Annotated in this window: 20 protein-coding genes and 1 other annotated feature; all 20 genes read right to left on the bottom strand. The window is 41.3% G+C overall.

Annotated elements, in window-relative coordinates; all coding sequences use genetic code 11:
• Positions 1–60: 60 nt before the first annotated feature.
• The 20 genes from rplK to C0966_RS14725 all read right to left on the bottom strand — a co-directional run bounded on the left by rplK (position 61) and on the right by C0966_RS14725 (position 18,230).
• Positions 61–486 (bottom strand): 50S ribosomal protein L11, encoded by a 426-nt coding sequence (rplK, locus tag C0966_RS14820; protein WP_003348644.1) that lies wholly within the window; start codon positions 484–486, stop codon positions 61–63.
• 172 nt (positions 487–658) lie between these two features.
• Positions 659–1,192 (bottom strand): transcription termination/antitermination protein NusG, encoded by a 534-nt coding sequence (gene nusG / locus C0966_RS14815; protein WP_274856493.1) that lies wholly within the window; start codon positions 1,190–1,192, stop codon positions 659–661.
• Between the two features lie 161 nt (positions 1,193–1,353).
• Complete coding sequence (gene secE / locus C0966_RS14810; protein WP_274856492.1) at positions 1,354–1,536, bottom strand: preprotein translocase subunit SecE; 183 nt, start codon at positions 1,534–1,536, stop codon at positions 1,354–1,356.
• A gap of 58 nt (positions 1,537–1,594) precedes the next feature.
• Positions 1,595–1,744: a 50S ribosomal protein L33 gene (rpmG, locus tag C0966_RS14805; protein WP_274856491.1), complete on the bottom strand. Its 150-nt coding sequence runs from the start codon at positions 1,742–1,744 to the stop codon at positions 1,595–1,597.
• 91 nt (positions 1,745–1,835) lie between these two features.
• Positions 1,836–2,486: an RNA polymerase sporulation sigma factor SigH gene (sigH, locus tag C0966_RS14800; protein ID WP_274856490.1), complete on the bottom strand. Its 651-nt coding sequence runs from the start codon at positions 2,484–2,486 to the stop codon at positions 1,836–1,838.
• 73 nt (positions 2,487–2,559) lie between these two features.
• Positions 2,560–3,066 (bottom strand): NYN domain-containing protein, encoded by a 507-nt coding sequence (locus tag C0966_RS14795; protein WP_274856489.1) that lies wholly within the window; start codon positions 3,064–3,066, stop codon positions 2,560–2,562.
• Between the two features lie 2 nt (positions 3,067–3,068).
• Positions 3,069–3,812, bottom strand: coding sequence for a 23S rRNA (guanosine(2251)-2'-O)-methyltransferase RlmB (rlmB, locus tag C0966_RS14790; protein WP_274856488.1), 744 nt, complete (start codon positions 3,810–3,812; stop codon positions 3,069–3,071).
• Positions 3,809–4,234, bottom strand: coding sequence for a Mini-ribonuclease 3 (locus tag C0966_RS14785; protein WP_274856487.1), 426 nt, complete (start codon positions 4,232–4,234; stop codon positions 3,809–3,811). Before C0966_RS14785 ends, rlmB begins: the two co-directional genes overlap by 4 nt.
• 4 nt (positions 4,235–4,238) lie before the next feature.
• Positions 4,239–5,636 (bottom strand): cysteine--tRNA ligase, encoded by a 1,398-nt coding sequence (gene cysS, locus C0966_RS14780; RefSeq protein ID WP_274856486.1) that lies wholly within the window; start codon positions 5,634–5,636, stop codon positions 4,239–4,241.
• A complete protein-coding gene (gene cysE / locus C0966_RS14775) occupies positions 5,617–6,282 on the bottom strand; it encodes a serine O-acetyltransferase (protein ID WP_274856485.1) in 666 nt (221 codons plus the stop codon). Before cysE ends, cysS begins: the two co-directional genes overlap by 20 nt.
• 73 nt (positions 6,283–6,355) lie before the next feature.
• Positions 6,356–6,583: a binding site (T-box leader), on the bottom strand.
• Between the two features lie 42 nt (positions 6,584–6,625).
• Entirely contained in the window at positions 6,626–8,083 is a 1,458-nt protein-coding gene (gltX, locus tag C0966_RS14770) for a glutamate--tRNA ligase (protein WP_274856484.1), read from the bottom strand.
• 57 nt (positions 8,084–8,140) lie between these two features.
• Positions 8,141–8,641, bottom strand: coding sequence for a 2-C-methyl-D-erythritol 2,4-cyclodiphosphate synthase (gene ispF / locus C0966_RS14765; protein ID WP_274856483.1), 501 nt, complete (start codon positions 8,639–8,641; stop codon positions 8,141–8,143).
• A gap of 32 nt (positions 8,642–8,673) precedes the next feature.
• A complete protein-coding gene (gene ispD, locus C0966_RS14760; RefSeq protein WP_274856482.1) occupies positions 8,674–9,372 on the bottom strand; it encodes a 2-C-methyl-D-erythritol 4-phosphate cytidylyltransferase in 699 nt (232 codons plus the stop codon).
• Positions 9,373–9,570: 198 nt separating this feature from the next.
• Positions 9,571–10,653, bottom strand: a complete 1,083-nt coding sequence (locus C0966_RS14755; protein WP_274856481.1) for a PIN/TRAM domain-containing protein — start codon at positions 10,651–10,653, stop codon at positions 9,571–9,573.
• Between the two features lie 223 nt (positions 10,654–10,876).
• The gene (gene disA / locus C0966_RS14750) at positions 10,877–11,950 is read right to left on the bottom strand and encodes a DNA integrity scanning diadenylate cyclase DisA (protein WP_274856480.1); all 1,074 of its coding nucleotides are present in this window, start codon (positions 11,948–11,950) and stop codon (positions 10,877–10,879) included.
• A gap of 2 nt (positions 11,951–11,952) precedes the next feature.
• Positions 11,953–13,332: a DNA repair protein RadA gene (gene radA, locus C0966_RS14745; protein ID WP_274856479.1), complete on the bottom strand. Its 1,380-nt coding sequence runs from the start codon at positions 13,330–13,332 to the stop codon at positions 11,953–11,955.
• 322 nt (positions 13,333–13,654) lie between these two features.
• On the bottom strand, positions 13,655–16,099 hold the full coding sequence (gene clpC / locus C0966_RS14740; protein ID WP_274856478.1) for an ATP-dependent protease ATP-binding subunit ClpC: 2,445 nt from the start codon (positions 16,097–16,099) through the stop codon (positions 13,655–13,657).
• 13 nt (positions 16,100–16,112) lie between these two features.
• Positions 16,113–17,186 carry a protein arginine kinase gene (locus C0966_RS14735; protein ID WP_274856477.1) on the bottom strand — a complete coding sequence of 358 codons (1,074 nt, stop codon included), beginning with the start codon at positions 17,184–17,186 and terminating at the stop codon, positions 16,113–16,115.
• Positions 17,187–17,188: 2 nt separating this feature from the next.
• Positions 17,189–17,737: a UvrB/UvrC motif-containing protein gene (locus tag C0966_RS14730; protein WP_274856848.1), complete on the bottom strand. Its 549-nt coding sequence runs from the start codon at positions 17,735–17,737 to the stop codon at positions 17,189–17,191.
• Positions 17,738–17,765: 28 nt separating this feature from the next.
• Positions 17,766–18,230, bottom strand: coding sequence for a CtsR family transcriptional regulator (locus C0966_RS14725; protein ID WP_425535950.1), 465 nt, complete (start codon positions 18,228–18,230; stop codon positions 17,766–17,768).
• Between the last annotated feature and the right edge of the window lie 700 nt (positions 18,231–18,930).

The following is an 18,930-nucleotide window of genomic DNA, read 5'->3' as shown; positions in this document are numbered from 1 at the left end:
TGCGAGTGAAACAAATTCATCGTCGCAACCTCAAACCAAATCATTTCCGACAAATACGGATTAGTCTTCGATAACAATACCCATGCTGCGTGCAGTACCTTCGACCATGCGCATTGCGCTCTCAACGCTAGATGCATTTAGGTCAGGCATTTTTTGTTCAGCAATCTCGCGCACTTTGTCACGCTTAATTGTTGCTACTTTATTACGATTCGGTTCACCGGAACCTGACTGAATTCCAGCTGCAACTTTAAGAAGTACAGCAGCAGGAGGAGTTTTCGTAATAAATGTAAAAGAACGGTCTTCAAATACCGTAATTTCAACAGGAATGATTAATCCAGCTTGATCAGCTGTACGAGCATTAAACTCTTTACAGAATCCCATAATGTTAACACCAGCTTGACCCAGCGCAGGACCAACCGGCGGTGCTGGATTCGCTTTACCAGCAGGGATTTGCAATTTAACAACCTTAATAACTTTTTTAGCCACGAGACACACCTCCTTAAAGTCCGTGATGTGGTAATAGGGATATACCCTCCCACTCATATAGAAGTCTTTATATAAAGATAAAGAACTTGACAAATGTCCAGTCTCATTGTCCGAGACATACTGACCTATGAAATATTATCATTTTTCCGAGATGATTTCAAGTTTTTTCAGATTATAATTTATCAATTTGTGAAAAATCAAGTTCTACCGGAGTATCCCGGCCAAACATGTTGACAAGAACTTTAATTTTTGCTTTGTCTTTATCAATTTCTTCGATCGTGCCGGTAAAGTTGGCAAACGGGCCTTCTTTCACTTGAACCATTTCGCCAATTTCAAAGTCAATATCAACGCGTTTTTCTTCAACACCCATACGTTTTAAAATGGCGTTTACTTCCTCAGGGAGAAGCGGTGTCGGCTTGGATCCTGATCCTGCCGATCCGACAAAACCAGTAACGCCGGGAGTATTGCGGACAACGTACCAAGAGTCATCGGTTAAGATAAGCTCGACAAGTACATAGCCGGGGAACACCTTTCGCTTTAACACTTTCTTTTTTCCATTTTTAATTTCGGTTTCTTCTTCTTCAGGAACAATCACCCGGAAAATTTTATCCTGCATTCCCATCGATTCTACACGTTTTTCCAGGTTCGCTCTTACTTTGTTTTCATAACCAGAGTACGTATGAACGACATACCAATTTTTTTCCATTTATGAGGACTTTACCGTCCTTCCCTCCCCGTACTTTTAAAATCATATTTTCAAATGTACGAACTTCTACAATTAACTTTTGAGCAAATGAAAAAACCCGTTTCCGGGCTTTTGTAAATATTTCCTACATTAATTTCCATTATATCATTATTTTGCATGGATTATTCAAGAATAAATCGAATCAATTCAGAAATTCCTAAGTCAATAATCGCGAAGAACAAGGCGAAAAATGTTACTGTAGTTAAAACTGTGATCGTGTAGCGTGTTAATTCTTTACGTTTTGGCCAGCTTACCTTTCTCATTTCACGGGCTGTCTCACGGAAAAAATTAGCTATGCGTTGCATTTCGTAACCTCCAACTTTTCTGGGAATAACCTGAAGAAATCTATCTTGTAAAGGGAATTTATTTTGTTTCGCGATGAATTGTCTGCTTGCCGCAAGTACGGCAATATTTGTTGAGTTCCAGACGCTCCGTCTGTGTCTTTTTATTGCTGGTCGTTGAATAATTGCGTGATCCGCACTCAACGCAGGCCAAAACTACTTTTTTCCTCATTTATCACACCTGCTAATCTCTTTTACGTCTTTAAAAATTTACCACGCACCTATATCAATGTCAATAAAAGACTGTAAGAATCTGTGGTTCCTTAAAGTGAAAATTCCCTGACTTCCAGGTACCGCTCTAATTTTCTCTTCACCCGTTGCAGCGCATTATCAATTGACTTCACATGTCGATTCAATTCTTCCGAAATTTCCTGGTAGGACTGGCCATCTAAATAGAGGGCGAGAACTTTCCGTTCCAAATCGCTTAAGAGCTCTGTCATTTTCACTTCGATGTGGTCGAACTCTTCCTGATTGATAATTAACTCTTCAGGATCCATCACTTTTGCCCCGGAGATAACATCCATTAAGGTCCTGTCCGATTCTTCATCATAGATCGGCTTGTCTAATGAAACATATGAATTTAACGGAATATGCTTCTGTCTCGTAGCAGTTTTAATGGCGGTTATAATCTGCCTGGTTATGCACAATTCTGCAAACGCTTTAAACGAAGTGAGCTTGTCCTCTTTAAAATCACGGATCGCTTTATATAAGCCGATCATTCCTTCCTGGACAATATCCTCCTTATCCGCTCCAATCAGGAAATAAGAGCGCGCTTTTGCACGCACGAAATTCCTGTACTTATGGATCAGATAATCCAATGCCTCACTTTCTCCTTTGTGCACCAATTCCACGATTACCTCATCTTCAAGCTGAACATACTTTTCGTTAAGTTTCGTCCTGAAGTCAACCGTCACACAGATCCCCCCGCCCGCGTACGCATAGATAAAAATATTATACAGTACCTTATTTTACAGCGTCAACAGCCCGTCACTGTTCTCTGCGCCATTTTTCAAAAATTTCTGCCACTTCATCACTAAGAGGAATCTTCGATGCAGGTTTTTTCGTCTGAATTTTTTTTACGCTTTTTTCAATCCCTTTTTTGATAACTTCCATTTCGGTTAATAATTCGCGCGCCGATTTTCGGAGCGCCCCTTGTCCAAATATCGCCCACTGTTCGGTATAATCCGAGGTTGCAACATGTATTTGAGTTTTCCGGTTGCTTAAAGATATGGCTAATTTTTCAATTCTCTCATCGGCTGTTTCATTTTCTCTTGTAAAAATAACTTCCACTTTAAAATTTTTGTATTTCTTTTCAACACCTTTTACAAAATGGGCATCAAATACAATAATTACCCGATAACCGGTATATGCCTGATATTCCGCCATATTATCTATCAAACGGTCTCTTGCGGCAGCCAGGTCGCTGTCTTTTAAAGCCCTTAATTCCGGCCATGCCCCGATAACGTTGTAACCGTCGACAATCAGAATGTCCATATTCATTCCCCTAAAGGATGGCGTTTACGGTAAACCTCATACATTAAAAGGGCAGCAGCAACGGAGGCATTAAGCGAGGTAACATGACCTGCCATTGGCAAATGAATAAGGAAATCACATTTATCGCGGATAAGCCTTCCCATTCCTTTTCCTTCACTGCCGATGACCAAGCCAAGCGGGAGCGTCCCGTCAAACGTACGATAGTCTTCTTTCCCTTTTGCATCTGTACCTGCGATCCACAATCCTCTGCCTTTTAGTTCATCAATGATTTGAGCCATATTGGTGACTCTGACAACCGGAATATGTTCAATTGCTCCTGTCGATGCCTTGGCAACCGTTGCTGTTAATCCTACCGCCCTCCGTTTTGGAATGATGATCCCATGAACTCCAGCGGCATCTGCAGTTCTTATGATCGACCCGAGATTGTGGGGATCCTCGATTTCATCTAACAACAAAAAGAAAGGAGGCTCTTGTTTTTTTTCGGCGGCGGCAAATAAATCGTCTAATTGTGCATACTGATATGCTGCAACATAAGCGATGATTCCCTGGTGATTCCCTTCAGAAATCTGATCCAGCTTTTTCTTTGGCACGAATTGTACGGGCACATTTGCTTCTTTCGCAAGCCTTGTGATTTGCTGCATCTGTCCCCGATGGGATCCTTCTGCAATTAAAATTTTATTAATATCGCGTTCTGATTTAAGTGCTTCAATGACAGGGTTTTTCCCGATGATAAAATCTTGATTCATAAAGATGCTCCTCCTTTCCCTGTCTCAATCAGCCGGAAGGCAGCTGTAATAATTTCCTCAAGCCTCTTTTCCTGTTTTGATAAAAATAAATATCCGAGCAACGCTTCAAATGCCGTGCTGTACCTGTATGTTTGCACATCCGTATTTTTCGGCACTGTACCCGATTTTGCGTTACGGCCTCTTTTTACGACAGCAACTTCATGCTCGCTCAATTCTCCATTTTCAAGAAGCTGATGAATAATCTGAGACTGTGCTTTTGCTGACACATATTTTGTTGATTCTCTATGCAGCTCGTGAGGCTTTACCCTCCCGCTTTGTAAAAGGTGATATCTGACATATTGCTCAAAAACAGCATCGCCCATATAGGCCAGTGCAAGACTATTTAATTGGTTTTCGTCAATCTTATGATCATAGTCAAGCATATTGTCAGCCTCTTTTCCATCTTGTCCCTTGCGGAGTATCTTCTAAAATAATATTCATATCTTTTAATTGATCACGAATTTGATCTGCAAGCTGGAAATCGCGGTTTTTGCGGGCTTGAATCCGCTTTTCGATTAATGCTTCAATTTCCTCATCAAGAAGTTCTTCTTTTTCAAGGGTTAAGCCAAGAACAGAAAATAATTCTTCAAATTCCTTCATAAAAGCATCAATCACTTCTTGTGAAGTGTTCTTTTCCAACAGATAGTAATTTGCTGCTTTTGACAGTTCAAATAAAACTGATACTCCGTTTGCTGTATTAAAATCATCATCCATCTCACGAATAAATTGTTCACGGAGCGATTTGATTTTATTAAGCCATTCTTGATTATTCTCAGTCAGGCCTGTACTCGCATTTTTACGGTGTTTTAAGTTTTGATAAGAGGTTTTAATCCTTTCTAATCCCGCTTTTGTATTTTCCAATACTTCCTCGCTGTAGTTGATCGGGTTCCGATAATGAACAGAGAGCATAAAAAACCTTAATACTTGCGGGTCGTGTTTTTTAATAATATCATTTACTAACACAAAGTTTCCGAGCGATTTGGACATTTTTTCATTATCGATATTAATATAACCGTTATGCATCCAATAGCGAGCAAATGTTTTTCCAGTGTAAGCTTCTGACTGCGCAATTTCATTTTCGTGATGCGGGAATGTCAGGTCTTGTCCTCCTGCATGAATATCGATAGTATCTCCTAAATATTTCTTTACCATTGCAGAGCACTCAATATGCCAGCCGGGACGTCCTTTCCCCCATGGGCTGTCCCAGTAAATTTCTCCTTCTTTGGCTGATTTCCAGAGAGCAAAATCAAGGGGATCCTGCTTTTTCTCTCCCACTTCAATGCGCGCCCCTGCGCGAAGTTCGTCAATTGATTGGTGGGATAGCTTCCCGTACCCGTCAAACTTTCTTGTCCGGTAATAAACATCCCCTTCAGACTCATAAGCATAGCCTTTTTCAATTAGAGCGCTAATAAATTCAATGATGATATCCATGTTTTCCGTTACGCGAGGGTGCACATCAGCCTTTTTGCAGCCGAGGGCCGATACATCCTCGAAATAAGCATTAATAAACCGTTCCGCTATCGTCGGTACATCTTCACCCAATTCATTTGCCGCTTTAATTAACTTGTCATCAACATCCGTAAAATTCGAAACGAATTGGACATCATACCCGCGAAACTGAAAATAGCGGCGAACAGTGTCAAAAACAATTGCCGGCCGTGCGTTTCCGATATGAATATAGTTATATACCGTCGGTCCGCATACATACATTTTGACCTTTCCCGGTTCAAGCGGAACAAACTCTTCTTTCTTTCTTGTTAATGTATTATAAATTTGAATTGGCATTCACTTTGCTCCTTTCTTTAGTAAGTTCTTCAAGTGCTTTTTTTAGTTCATTAATCTCGTTTTCCATTTCTTTAAAACGGTCTGCAATTGGATCCGGAACATTCGTATGGTCTAGATCTTTAACCCGGATTCCGTCTTTTACGACGACTCTTGCTTTCATTCCCACCACTGTGGAATTGGGCGGAACATCTTGAAGAACGACTGCTCCGGCTCCTATTTTTGCGTTTTCCCCTATTGTGATGGAACCTAGAACTTTTGCTCCCGTGGCAATCAGCGCATTATCCTTTACGGTCGGATGTCTCTTTCCCTTTTCCTTGCCGGTTCCGCCAAGAGTTACTCCTTGGTACACGGTTACGTTATCTCCTATTTCACATGTTTCTCCAATGACTACTCCCATTCCGTGGTCGATGAAGAAACGACGTCCAATTTTTGCTCCAGGGTGGATTTCAATGCCGGTAAAAAACCGGCTGATTTGGGAAATGACTCTCGCAATAAAATAAAATTTCCGTTTATAAAAAGCATGTGCAATCCGATGAGCCCATATGGCGTGCAAGCCGGAATACGTTAAGATGACTTCCAGGTAGCTTCTCGCTGCCGGATCTTGATCAAAAACAACTTCTATATCTTCCTTTAATCTCTTAAACATTTGCTAACCTCCCTACACCTGGATTTTTCGAACTCTATTTTCTTCAAAATCAAAAAAGCGCCTCTGTTCAAACGACAGAGACGCTTACACGCGCGGTTCCACTCTGTTTAAGCCGGACTTTCGGCTTCAACTTTCACCTGTTAACGGAAGGGTTCCGCCCAAGTCTACTCATTTCACACTTCTTTTCGACATGGGGCTCAGAGGGGCATTTCAAAAAATGAGAGGCTTGAACCACTTTCAGCCGGTGATGGTTCTCTCTGAAAAGCTTCATTTTTCTACTTGTCCTCTTCAACACTTTTGCTTTATGGAATTACTCTTAATATATAACATTTTTCAAAATATGTTAACCGATAATCGCTTGTACACGGGCTTGAATTTTTTCTTTTCCTAAAAGTTCAATTGTTTTTGGAAGATCAGGGCCATGTGTTTGGCCGGTAACAGCCGCGCGAATTGGCATGAACAGTTTTTTCCCTTTTTGGCCTGTTGCTTTCTGCACAGCTTTCATCGCAGCCTGAATTTGATCTGCCTTAAATTCTTCGAGCTTTTCAATCTCTTCAGAAAAAGCTTTTAATACTTCAGGAACTTGTTCTTCCGAAAGAACTGCTTTTGCTTCTTCCTCGTATTCTATTTCATCTTTAAAGAACAATTCCGTTAACGGAACGATTTCCGCTCCATAACTCATTTTTTCATGATGCAAAGCAATAAGTTCCCTTGCCCATTGGCGTTGTTCATCGGTCATGTTTTCAGGGAGGCGGCCTGCTTTAATCAGGTGAGGCAGTGACAGTTCAACCACTTTGTCCAAGTCTTGCTTTTTCATGTACTGGTTGTTCATCCATGTAAGCTTCTGTTTATCGAACAGCGCCGGTGATTTGGATAAACGGCTCGGATCAAAAATTTCAATGAATTCTTCTTTCGAAAAGATTTCTTCCTCTCCGGATGGAGACCAGCCAAGTAAGGCAATAAAGTTAAACAAGGCCTCAGGCAGGTACCCTAATTCTTCGTACTGTTCGATGAATTGGATGATCGACTCGTCCCGCTTGCTGAGCTTTTTGCGGTTTTCGTTGACAATCAGCGTCATATGCCCATAAACAGGCGCTTCCCAGTCGAATGCCTCAAATATCATTAATTGTTTAGGCGTGTTTGAAATATGGTCATCTCCGCGCAACACGTGGGAAATTTTCATTAAATAATCATCCACTGCAACGGCGAAGTTGTATGTTGGCGTTCCGTCTTTTTTAACAATAACAAAATCGCCGATTCCGTCAGATTCGAAAGAAACACGGCCTTTAACCATATCATCAAATGCATAGATTTTTCCTTCCGGCACTTTAAAGCGGATGCTCGGTTTGCGCCCTTCCTTTTCAAACTTTTCACGGTCTTCTTCTGTTAAATGGCGGCATTTGCCGGAATACTTCGGCGTTTCATTTTTTGCCATTTGAGCTTCCCGTTCTGCTTCAAGTTCCTCTTCAGTACAATAGCATTTATAAGCGAGGCCTTTTTCTAAAAGTTCCTCGTAATATTTTTTATAAATGTCATTGCGTTCAGACTGGCGGTAAGGCCCGTAATCACCGCCTACATCAGTGCTTTCATCCCAGTCGATGCCAAGCCATTTTAAATATTTCAGCTGGCTTTGTTCGCCGCCTTCAATATTCCTTTTTTTATCAGTGTCCTCAATTCGGATAATAAACTTTCCGCCTTTGTTTCTAGCAAATAAATAATTAAACAAAGCTGTGCGGGCATTTCCTATATGTAAATGTCCAGTTGGACTCGGAGCATAACGCACGCGAATTTCCTTTGACACAGTAAGCCCCTCCTTTTATTAATTTTAACTAGCTAATTGTATCATTCAGTTTATTCTTTATAAAGATAATGAAGCAGCATTAGTCCTTTTTTTCAATAAAACAACGGCCTGTGACGCAATCCCTTCTTCTCTCCCGGTAAAACCAAGCTTTTCAGTCGTAGTCGCTTTCACATTCACTTGCTCAGGAGCCGCCTCGAGCAACTCGGCGATTCGTTGCCGCATCTTTTCGATATACGGAGCCATTTTCGGCTTTTGGGCGATTATCGTACAATCCGCATTGACGAGCTCATAGCCTTCCTTTTTCACAAGCTTCCACACTTCTTCAAGAAGCTTTGCTGAGTCTGCATCTTTAAAGGCCGGATCTGTATCCGGAAAGTGTCTCCCGATATCACCTGCACCGATTGCTCCTAAACAAGCATCCGCTACCGTATGCAAAAGTACATCTGCATCTGAGTGGCCAAGCAGGCCCTTTTCATAAGGGATCGTAATTCCCCCTAAAATAAGAGGACGGCCTTCGGCAAATTGATGTACATCAAACCCTTGTCCTATACGAAACATATGGATTCTCCTTTTACAAAAATGTGTGGCATTTAGCCTTCTTGCTCCATATACTGTTTTTTTCGAAGGATTGCCTCGGCAAAAAACAAATCTTCCGGAGTTGTCAGTTTAATATTATCGTAATTGCCTTCAGTTACAGTTACCTTATGTCCTAAACGCTCTACAAGGCTCGCATCATCCGTTCCGATAAACCCCTCGGCTTCCGCCTTGCGGTGCGCCTCGAGCAATAAGGAAATACGAAAAGCTTGTGGGGTCTGGACTGCCCACAAGCTGGAACGTTCAACGGTTTCCGTTACAGTGTTGTTTTGCACTTTCTTAATCGTATCCTTAACCGGAACGGCAACGATAGCCGCTCCGGTCTCTTTTGCCATATCTGTCAGCCTGTGGATCGTCTCTATATCGATAAACGGCCTTGCAGCATCATGAACGAGGACAATACCATTATCCGAAAGAGCTTTTAACCCGTTATAAACGCTATGCTGTCTTTCCGCTCCGCCGGGAACGATGGCTGTTACTTTTTTGATTCCGTATTCATGTATAAGAGAGCGGAATTCTTTTTCATCTTGCGGGTGAATGGATAACACGATTCCCTCGCATTTTCCGTCCTCTTCAAAAACCTTTAATGTGTGAATCAGTACAGGAACATCATTTAATGTAAGAAGAAGCTTATTTTTCCCCGCTCCCATTCTTTTCCCCTGGCCGGCAGCAGGAATAATGACCCGATAAGCCATAGACTAACTCCTATCTTAATATATCTAGAGCTGCTGCGCCCAGGCAGCTAGCCAAGGCGCTTTCGCTTTTCCTTTGTCTAGCTAAAGCGCCTAGGCCCTCGAGGTCGCCTCACGCCTGCCAATGAAGTCAAAAAACGACTTCACCGGCAAACCCTCCGGCGCTTGTCGGGCCTAACCGAGGCGCTTTCGCTTTTCTTTTTAGAGTGCTTTTTCTAACAACTTCGGTTTTGCAAAAATCATTCGGCCTGCAGAAGTTTGCAGCACACTTGTCACAATGACATCAATGCGCTTGCCAATAAACTCACGGCCATCTTCAACAACAATCATTGTACCATCATCTAAATATGCGACTCCTTGTTTCTGCTCTTTACCGTCTTTAATCACTTGAACACTTAATTCTTCTCCCGGCAGAACAACCGGTTTAACTGCGTTGGCTAGATCATTGATATTTAAAACAGAAACATTTTGCAATTCACATACTTTGTTAAGGTTAAAATCATTTGTAACGACAACACCATTTGTTAATTTTGCAAGTTTCACTAACTTGCTGTCAACTTCCTGGATTTCCTCAAAATCGCCTTCATAAATTTCAACTTTGATTGCGAGCTCTTTTTGGATGCGATTAAGAATATCCAGACCTCTCCGGCCCCTGTTTCGTTTCAGTACATCTGATGAATCAGCAATATGCTGGAGTTCTTCGAGAACGAACTGAGGGATGACTATGGTTCCCTCAAGGAATCCTGTCTGACAAATATCAGCAACACGGCCGTCGATGATAACACTTGTGTCCAATATTTTTAAAGTGCTGCTTTCCACTTTCTCAACTTCTTCGTCGGGGCCTTTTTTCCTTTTATTTGCAAATAAGTTTAAAAGCTCATCCCGTTTCTTAAATCCAACCTGAAAACCTAGATAACCGAATAACAGCGTAAGTAAAATAGGTGCAACCGTATTTAGAATCGGAACTTGGATCGAATTTAAGGCAAAACCGATTAAAAATGCCACAACTAAACCAAATACAAGGCCGACACTTCCAAAAATAATATCAGTAATCGGTGCCTTTATGAGAGAATCCTCTACCCATCGTACAAACTCAATAACATAATCAACCGCCCAGAAAGTAACAAGATAAAATATAAGTGCACCTAAAATTGCGGATACATATGGATTATTAATAAGACGAATGTTATCAATGCTTACCAATGATAATAAATCAGGAATTAAAAAGATACCAAGAGTACCGCCTGTGATCAAAAAGCACGCCTGAACAATACGTTTTAACATTCCGTCACCTCCTTTTACTAATTATAATCAAATCTCTTAAATTGAAACGTATTATTACAGATTATTTTCTTATTGTTAACGTATTGAAATGAAAATTTTTTCATTAATGACGTTTATGAATTTAGGATACTTTCTCAACATTAGGGTAGCACCGGAAAAATAAAGTGTCAAACAATTTAAATTTTTATTCTAGCATATGAAAATAGTCAGATCAATTACAAAATTACAATTGCCTGTCAGCAAAAAGCTGATCCTTTAACAGTTTGAGTCCTTCCTTAATTTTTCTTGCTCTTACCTCACCGATCCCTTCCACATCATCCAGCTCCTCAACAGTAGCATTGATAATTTCCGGGAGTTTCTCGAATCGTGTAATGAGATTTTCTATAATAATTGTAGGGAGCCGCTGAATTTTGCTCAGCATTCTATAGCCTCTCGGAAATATAATTTCATCTATATGTACATACCCGGTGTAGCCAAGCAGTTTTAAAATAGCTTGATCCTCAACAACTTCTCCCAGGGACAGCTCTTGAAGTCGGAGAAGAATTTCTTGAGTTTTCACTTCCCGAGTATGGGCATAATCTTTTATGATGTGCTTCGCTTCTTTTTCCATATCAGTGAGCAGTTCGTTCATTTGCAGGCGGATCAGCCGACCTTCAGTGCCAAGTTCATTTACATACATTAACAATTCGTTTTTAATCCTTAATACCATTTCAAAGCGGTGGATTACTTGTAAAACATCGCTGTATGTAACCAGTTCCTCAAATTCAAGAATACTTAAATTTGCTATGCTTTGTTCAAGTACGGCTTTGTATTTTTCAAGAGTTTGGATTGCCTGATTTGCTTTTGTTAAAATAACGGCAATATCCCTTAAGGCATAACGGATATTGCCATGATACAGCGTGATTACGTTTCTTCTCTGAGAAATAGCAATAACCAATGCTTTCGTTTGTTTGGCTACTCTTTCTGCTGTACGGTGCCGCATGCCTGTTTCGGTAGAAGGAATACTGGGGTCGGGGGCAAGCAGAGCGTTCGCAATTAAAATTTTATTTCCCGTATCATTTAGAATAATTGCCCCGTCCATTTTGGCAAGTTCATATAAATAGCTGGGAGTAAACGGACAATGAATCTCAAAACCCCCATCTACAATGTTTTTAACTTTTTCGTTATAGCCGACGACGATAAGACCGCCGGTGTTGGCCCGAAGGACATTATCAATTCCTTCTCGAATAGGTGTTCCGGGCGCCATAAACTCCAAGATTTCACTCATTGTCTTATCACTCAGCCGTTTGTTATCCATGCTCATCCTCCTAACGTAACTTGAAGTGCCTGGCTCACGGAAGAAACTCCGACCAATTCGATACCTTTCGGACCTTTCCATCCTCCGAGATTATTTTGAGGCAAAATCACTCTTTCAAAACCAAGTTTCGCAGCTTCCTGCACTCTTTGCTCAATCCTTGAAACTCGCCTTACTTCACCCGTCAATCCGACTTCGCCGATAATACAATCCGTTGGCCTTGTCGGCTTATCTCGAAAACTGGAAGCAATGCTGACCGCAATTGCCAGATCAATAGCCGGTTCATCAAGCTTTATTCCGCCGGCGACTTTTAAATACGCATCTTGGTTTTGAAGAAGCATTCCAACTCTTTTTTCAAGAACAGCCATTAAAAGCGGAACCCTGTTATGGTCAATTCCTGTTGCCATCCGCCTCGGAATTCCGAAGTTCGAAGGCGAAATAAGTGCTTGAATTTCCACAAGCACCGGCCTCGTTCCTTCCATTGAAGCGACTACGGTAGAACCTGCCGCACCATGAGACCGTTCCTCGAGAAAAATTTCCGACGGATTTTCAACTTCTTCAAGGCCAAATTCTTTCATCTCAAAAATCCCCATTTCATTTGTCGATCCGAACCTGTTTTTGACTGCACGCAATATGCGGTACGTATGGTGTCTTTCTCCTTCAAAATATAGAACGGTATCAACCATATGTTCCAAAAGGCGCGGACCTGCGATAGAGCCTTCTTTTGTCACATGACCGACAATAAAAACAGCAATCCCTTTTGTTTTCGCAATTCTCATCAATTCTGCAGTACACTCTCTTACCTGCGAAACGCTTCCGGGTGCTGATGTAACTTCCGGGTGAAAAACCGTTTGGATTGAGTCGACAATAACAAAGCTTGGAGAAACATTTTCAATTGTTCTGCTTATTTCCTCAAGATTGGTTTCTGAATACACAAGCAAATTTTCTGAAGACACTCCAAGGCGGTCCGCCCTAAGCTTTGTCTGGCGCAGCGATTCCTCCCCGGATACATATAAAACTTGATATCCTTTTGCAGCAAGTTGTGAAGAGACTTGTAAAAGCAATGTTGATTTTCCTATTCCTGGATCCCCGCCGATTAACACTAAAGAACCCTTGACGATCCCGTTTCCAAGAACCCTGTTTAACTCATTTAGATCTGTTTGAATGCGCGGTTCACTTGCGGTTTCAATTGAAGTAATCGGCGTAGCTTTTGAACTTGAGGAAGATCCGACAGAGTGTGTGAAGGTCCTTCTTCTGCCGGTGCCGGCCGGTTCTACTTCCTCGACCATTTTGTTCCATTCTCCGCAGCCCGGGCATTTCCCCATCCATTTCGGCGATTCATAGCCGCATTCTTGACATATAAACTTCGTTTTTCGTCTTGCCATAAATTTCTTCCTCTCTTAACATACCTTTCAACGTCCATTTTTATGAATTATTTGCCCTTATTATATATCTTTCACAAAAAACGAGCATGAGTTTTAAACTCCAAACCCTAACATAGAAATAACTTTCATTAATAAAACAGAACCAACATAATAAGGCGGTGTGAGCGAAGCCAAGCTCTAAATATTTTACAAAGTTAAACAAATATCTTGCTAAAGATAAGTTGCCATTTCTATCTTTGTTAGCGCAGCTCCGCCCCTTTTCCACAAAAAAGAGATACACGCAAACATCTTTACGTGTATCTCTGCTTAAATGATTCATTTTTTATGAATTCGTTGTCGTTGTCGGTTCTGCTGTTTTAACAACAAACTCCCCATCTTCCACATCGATTACAACACGTTGACCGGTTAACACTGCTCCTTTCAGCAGTTCTTCGGATAATCGGTCCTCGATATGTTTTTGAATAGCCCGGCGCAGCGGACGTGCTCCGTATTCCGGATCATATCCTTCTTCCGCGATTTTTTCTTTCGCCGCATCGGTTAATTCCAGGTGAATATCTTGCTCTTTCAAGCGTTTCGTTAGTTGGTCGGCCATTAATGTAACAATTTCTCTTAAATGCTTTTTCTCTAATGCATGGAAAACAATAATTTCATCGATACGGTTAAGGAATTCAGGGCGGAACGCTTTTTTCAGCTCTTCCATCACTTTTCCTTTCATATCTTTGTAGTCCTGTTCGCCATCTTGAATGTTAAAACCTACATACTTATTGCGCTTCAGCGCTTCCGCACCGACGTTGGATGTCATAATTAACACAGTATTGCGGAAATCTACTGTCCGGCCTTTAGAGTCAGTTAAACGGCCATCTTCTAACACTTGCAATAAGATGTTGAAAACATCCGGATGTGCTTTTTCAATTTCATCAAGAAGTATGACAGAGTACGGTTTTCTTCGAACCTTTTCTGTTAGTTGACCGCCTTCTTCATAGCCGACATACCCTGGCGGTGAACCGACAAGACGAGAAGTTGAATGTTTCTCCATGTACTCGGACATATCGATTCGAATCATTGCATCCTCATCGCCGAACATGGCTTCAGCCAAAGCACGGGCAAGTTCTGTTTTTCCGACACCAGTAGGCCCCAGGAAAATAAATGAACCGATTGGGCGTTTTGGATCCTTTAACCCCGCACGGGCACGGCGAACAGCCTTAGAAATTGCTTTCACAGCTTCTTCCTGGCCAATAACACGTGCGTGAAGGATTTCTTCAAGTTTTAAAAGTTTCTCCGTTTCTGTCTGTGCAAGCTTGGAAACAGGAATGCCGGTCCAGCTTGATACGACACTTGCGATATCCTCCACCGTTACTTCACTGTTCTCTTGTCCTTGCTTTTCTTTCCATGATTTTTTTGTTTCTTCGAGCTGTTCGCGCAAACGTTGTTCTGTATCCCTTAAAGATGCTGCTTTTTCAAATTCCTGGCTTTGGACTGCTGCATCTTTTTCTTTTCTTACTTCCTCAAGCTTCATTTCCAATTCTTTTAAGTTCGGAGGTGTTGTGAAAGAACGAAGTCTTACTTTTGATCCTGCCTCATCAATTAAATCGATCGCTTTATCCGGCAAGAAACGATCAGAAATATACCTGTCTGAAAGCTTCACGGCAGCGTCTATTGCTTCATCGGTAATGGAAACACGATGGTGCGCTTCATACCGGTCACGAAGACCCTTTAAAATTTGGATGGATTCTTCAGGCGTAGGCTCATCGACCATAATCGGCTGGAAACGTCTTTCAAGAGCTGCGTCCTTCTCAATGTACTTCCGGTATTCATCAAGCGTTGTCGCACCAATACATTGAAGCTCCCCACGGGCTAATGAAGGTTTCAAAATGTTAGAGGCATCAATTGCGCCTTCCGCTCCACCCGCCCCAATTAATGTATGCAGCTCATCAATAAATAAAATAATATTGCCGGCCTGGCGGATTTCATCCATTACTTTCTTTAAGCGGTCCTCAAACTCGCCGCGGTATTTTGTTCCGGCTACCACCGTACCCATGTCAAGGGTCATAACCCGTTTGTCTCTTAAAATTTCCGGAACTTCATTATTGACAATTTGCTGGGCAAGACCTTCTGCAATCGCTGTCTTTCCTACACCCGGCTCACCAATTAATACCGGGTTGTTTTTTGTCCGGCGGCTTAACACTTCGATGACCCTTTGAATCTCTTTGCTTCGTCCAATGACCGGATCCAAACTTCCTTCACGGGCAATTGCTGTTAAATCACGGGCCAAACTGTCTAATGTAGGCGTATTGGCGCTGACAGCCGTTCCGCTTTGATGCCCTCCTGATTCGTTGCTGCCCAATAATTGAAGAACCTGCTGGCGGGCCTTATTAAGGCTTACGCCGAGATTATTTAAAACCCGGGCTGCTACTCCTTCACCTTCGCGGATTAACCCCAATAATATATGTTCTGTGCCAACGTAGGAATGGCCAAGTTTACGAGCTTCATCCATTGAAAGCTCAATCACTTTTTTCGCTCTTGGAGTGTAATGGATCGTCTGCGACACTTCTTTTCCTGTTCCAATTAGGTTTTCTACCTCTTTTTGAATCTTTTCGGAACCAAGCCCAAGGGCGTACAGTGCTTTTGCAGCAATCCCTTCGCCTTCTCGGACAAGACCTAATAAAATATGCTCTGTGCCAATATTATTATGTCCTAAACGGATGGCTTCTTCCTGTGCTAATGCAAGCACCTTCTGAGCTCTTTCTGTAAAACGTCCAAACATCATATGGTCATCCTCCTTACTTTTCACTTTTTTCCATAGTTAATCTTTCTCTTATTAAAGCAGCTCTGCGAATATCTCGTTCATCGGGCCGCAAAGGACCTCCCGCATATTGTTGCAAAAATCCCGGCTGCGTTAAAATCATCAATTCATTTAATATCTTTTTAGACAGGTTCTTTATATAGCCCATATCAATTCCGAGTCTGACATCTGAGAGGCATCGAGCCGCCTCCTTTGATTCAATAATCCTGCTGTTGGCCAGAATTCCGTACGAGCGGAATACTCTGTCTTCTAATTGTATGTTTGAAGTTTTTGCTAATGCTTCTCTCGCTGACCTTTCCTGCGAAATTAACTGTCTGACAACACTTTTTAAATCTTCTACAATATCATGTTCAGATTTCCCGAGTGTGATTTGGTTTGATATTTGAAAAATATTGCCCAATGCTTCGCTTCCTTCACCGTATATACCTCTTACCACCAAACCAAGCTGGTTAATCGCAGGAATAATACGATTCATCTGCTGAGTTATTACAAGAGCTGGCAAATGCATCATTACAGAAGCTCTAATTCCCGTCCCAACATTTGTTGGACAGCTTGTTAAATATCCTTTATATTCATCAAAAGCATAATCAACATGTTCCTCCATCCAGTCATCGACCTCATTGGCTACATTGAGAGCTTCGGTTAGCTGGAGGCCGGGAAATAAACATTGGATGCGAATATGATCCTCTTCATTAATCATGATGCTGACTTCCTCATTTTCAGAAAGCAAGCAAGCTCCGTGATTTGAATGTTCGGCAAGCTGAGGACTTATGAGATGTTTTTCCACCAAAACTCTTTTTTGAAGAGGCTGCAACTCATCCATTTTTAAAAGCTCTAACTTTCCTATTTGTCCGGGAAAGCCAATGCTTGCTCGTTCTTCAATTCTTTTAAGTACAGCTAAAGCTTCTTCATGGGAGTATAAAGTAGGAAATCTAAATTCACGCAAATTCCGTGCTAGCCGGATACGTGAACTCAGGACGATATCCGAGTCAGGTCCTTCAGCACTCATCCATGAGCTGACGGCCTGGCTGATAAAGCGTTCCAAAGACAAGCTTACTCCCCTCCTTCGTTAAACTCTGATATCTTTTTTTCCAGCGAACGGATTTCGTCTCTTACTACTGCTGCTTTTTCAAATTCTTCGTTTGCAATTAATTCTTTTAGGCTGTTCTTTAAAGTTTCCAGTTTTTTTCTCAGATGAATGTTACCTCCGATCCTTTTCGGAATTTTGCCATTGTGGATCGAATTGCCGCTGTGCAATCTTTTTAGAACAGGATTTAAGTGGTTTTTGAATGTCTCATAGCAATTTGCACAACCAAAGCGCCCAACTTTGACAAATTGTGAAAAGGTCATTTTACAAACGCCGCATTGAAGCACTTCTTCATTATGAAAAGGATCTTGCTTAGCATGCTGAAAGGTTGGTTGAATATTTAACATCCCTGCCAATAAATTGTTGATAGAAAAACCTGTACCATTGTTAAACATAAACATTTCGCCCTTTTCTTGGGCACACTTCTCACATAAATGGACTTCTGTTTTATCTCCATTAATAATTTTTGTAAAATGCAACGTTGCCGGCCTTTGATTACATTCCTCGCATATCAATGTTTTCACCTCTCCTGCTCGCTTGTGTTTATTTATATTTTAGAGATGTCAGCATTGCTTTTAACATACGGGCTCTTAATTCATCTCTGTAAGGAAGATCTATATATAACACAGAACGGTCAATTACGCTAAGCATGATTTTCGCTTCTCTTTTTGTAATAACCTCTTCTTCAATCAATCGATAAATGACGGCTTCCGCACTGTTTTGCGAAATTCTGTGTTGAATTAACGAAAGCAAATCATCAATTAAATCTGCATTGTCATTCGTCTTCACTTTCATAATGCGAATATAGCCGCCGCCGCCGCGTTTGCTCTCTACGACATATCCCCGTTCTATGGTGAAGCGGGTATTGATCACGTAATTAATTTGTGACGGAACACATTGAAACTTCTCAGCAATCTCGCTCCTTTTAATTTCGACAACTTCACGATCACTTGTTTCCAGAACGTTTTTAAGATAGTTTTCAATGATATCCGATATGTTTCTCACCAATCCTCCTCCTATCTGACTTTGACTATATTTGACTTTAATTATACATGATTTATGTAAAGAGATGCAACGCTCAGGTCTTTTATTATTTTCTCCAAATATGCCTTTCTCAAACCTATTTTATGGTAAGGATTTCTTTTAAAAATGGAGGCAAAAGGTCTTGCTGAGGATTAGGTAAGGGATCTTTTTTGGGAAAAATGGCTGCTTGCGGGCGTGGCAGACTGTATAAGGCGGCAGTTCATTTATTGAATGAAGGCTCATAAATACGGAACGAAGGCTTATATTTTATAATGATGGCTCATTTATTTATGGCAATGAAGGCTTACAGGTCGGAACGAAGGATCATTTATCTTGATGAAAGCTCATATGTCGGAATGAAGGCTCATATTTCTGAATGAAGGCTCATATTTCTGAATGAAGGCTCATATTTCTGAATGAAGGCTCATTTGTCGGAACGTAATCTCATATGTCGGAATGAAAGCTCATATCTCGTAATGAAGGCTGATATCTCAGAACGAAGGATCATATTTCGGAATAAAGGCTCATATCTCGGAAGAAAAGCTCATATCTCGGAGCGAAGGCACATATTTCGGACGAAGGCTCATATTTCAGATCCAAGGCTCATATTTCAAAATAAGCGCTCATAAAATGAAATAAAAGCTCATAACCTTCCGAAGAGTAGAATTCAGAGCGAGTAAATCTC

Origin of the sequence: Bacillus methanolicus, from assembly GCF_028888695.1 — a bacterium.
GTDB lineage: Bacteria > Bacillota > Bacilli > Bacillales > Cytobacillaceae > Bacillus_Z > Bacillus_Z methanolicus_B.
This window is presented reverse-complemented; position numbering and strand designations above follow the sequence as displayed.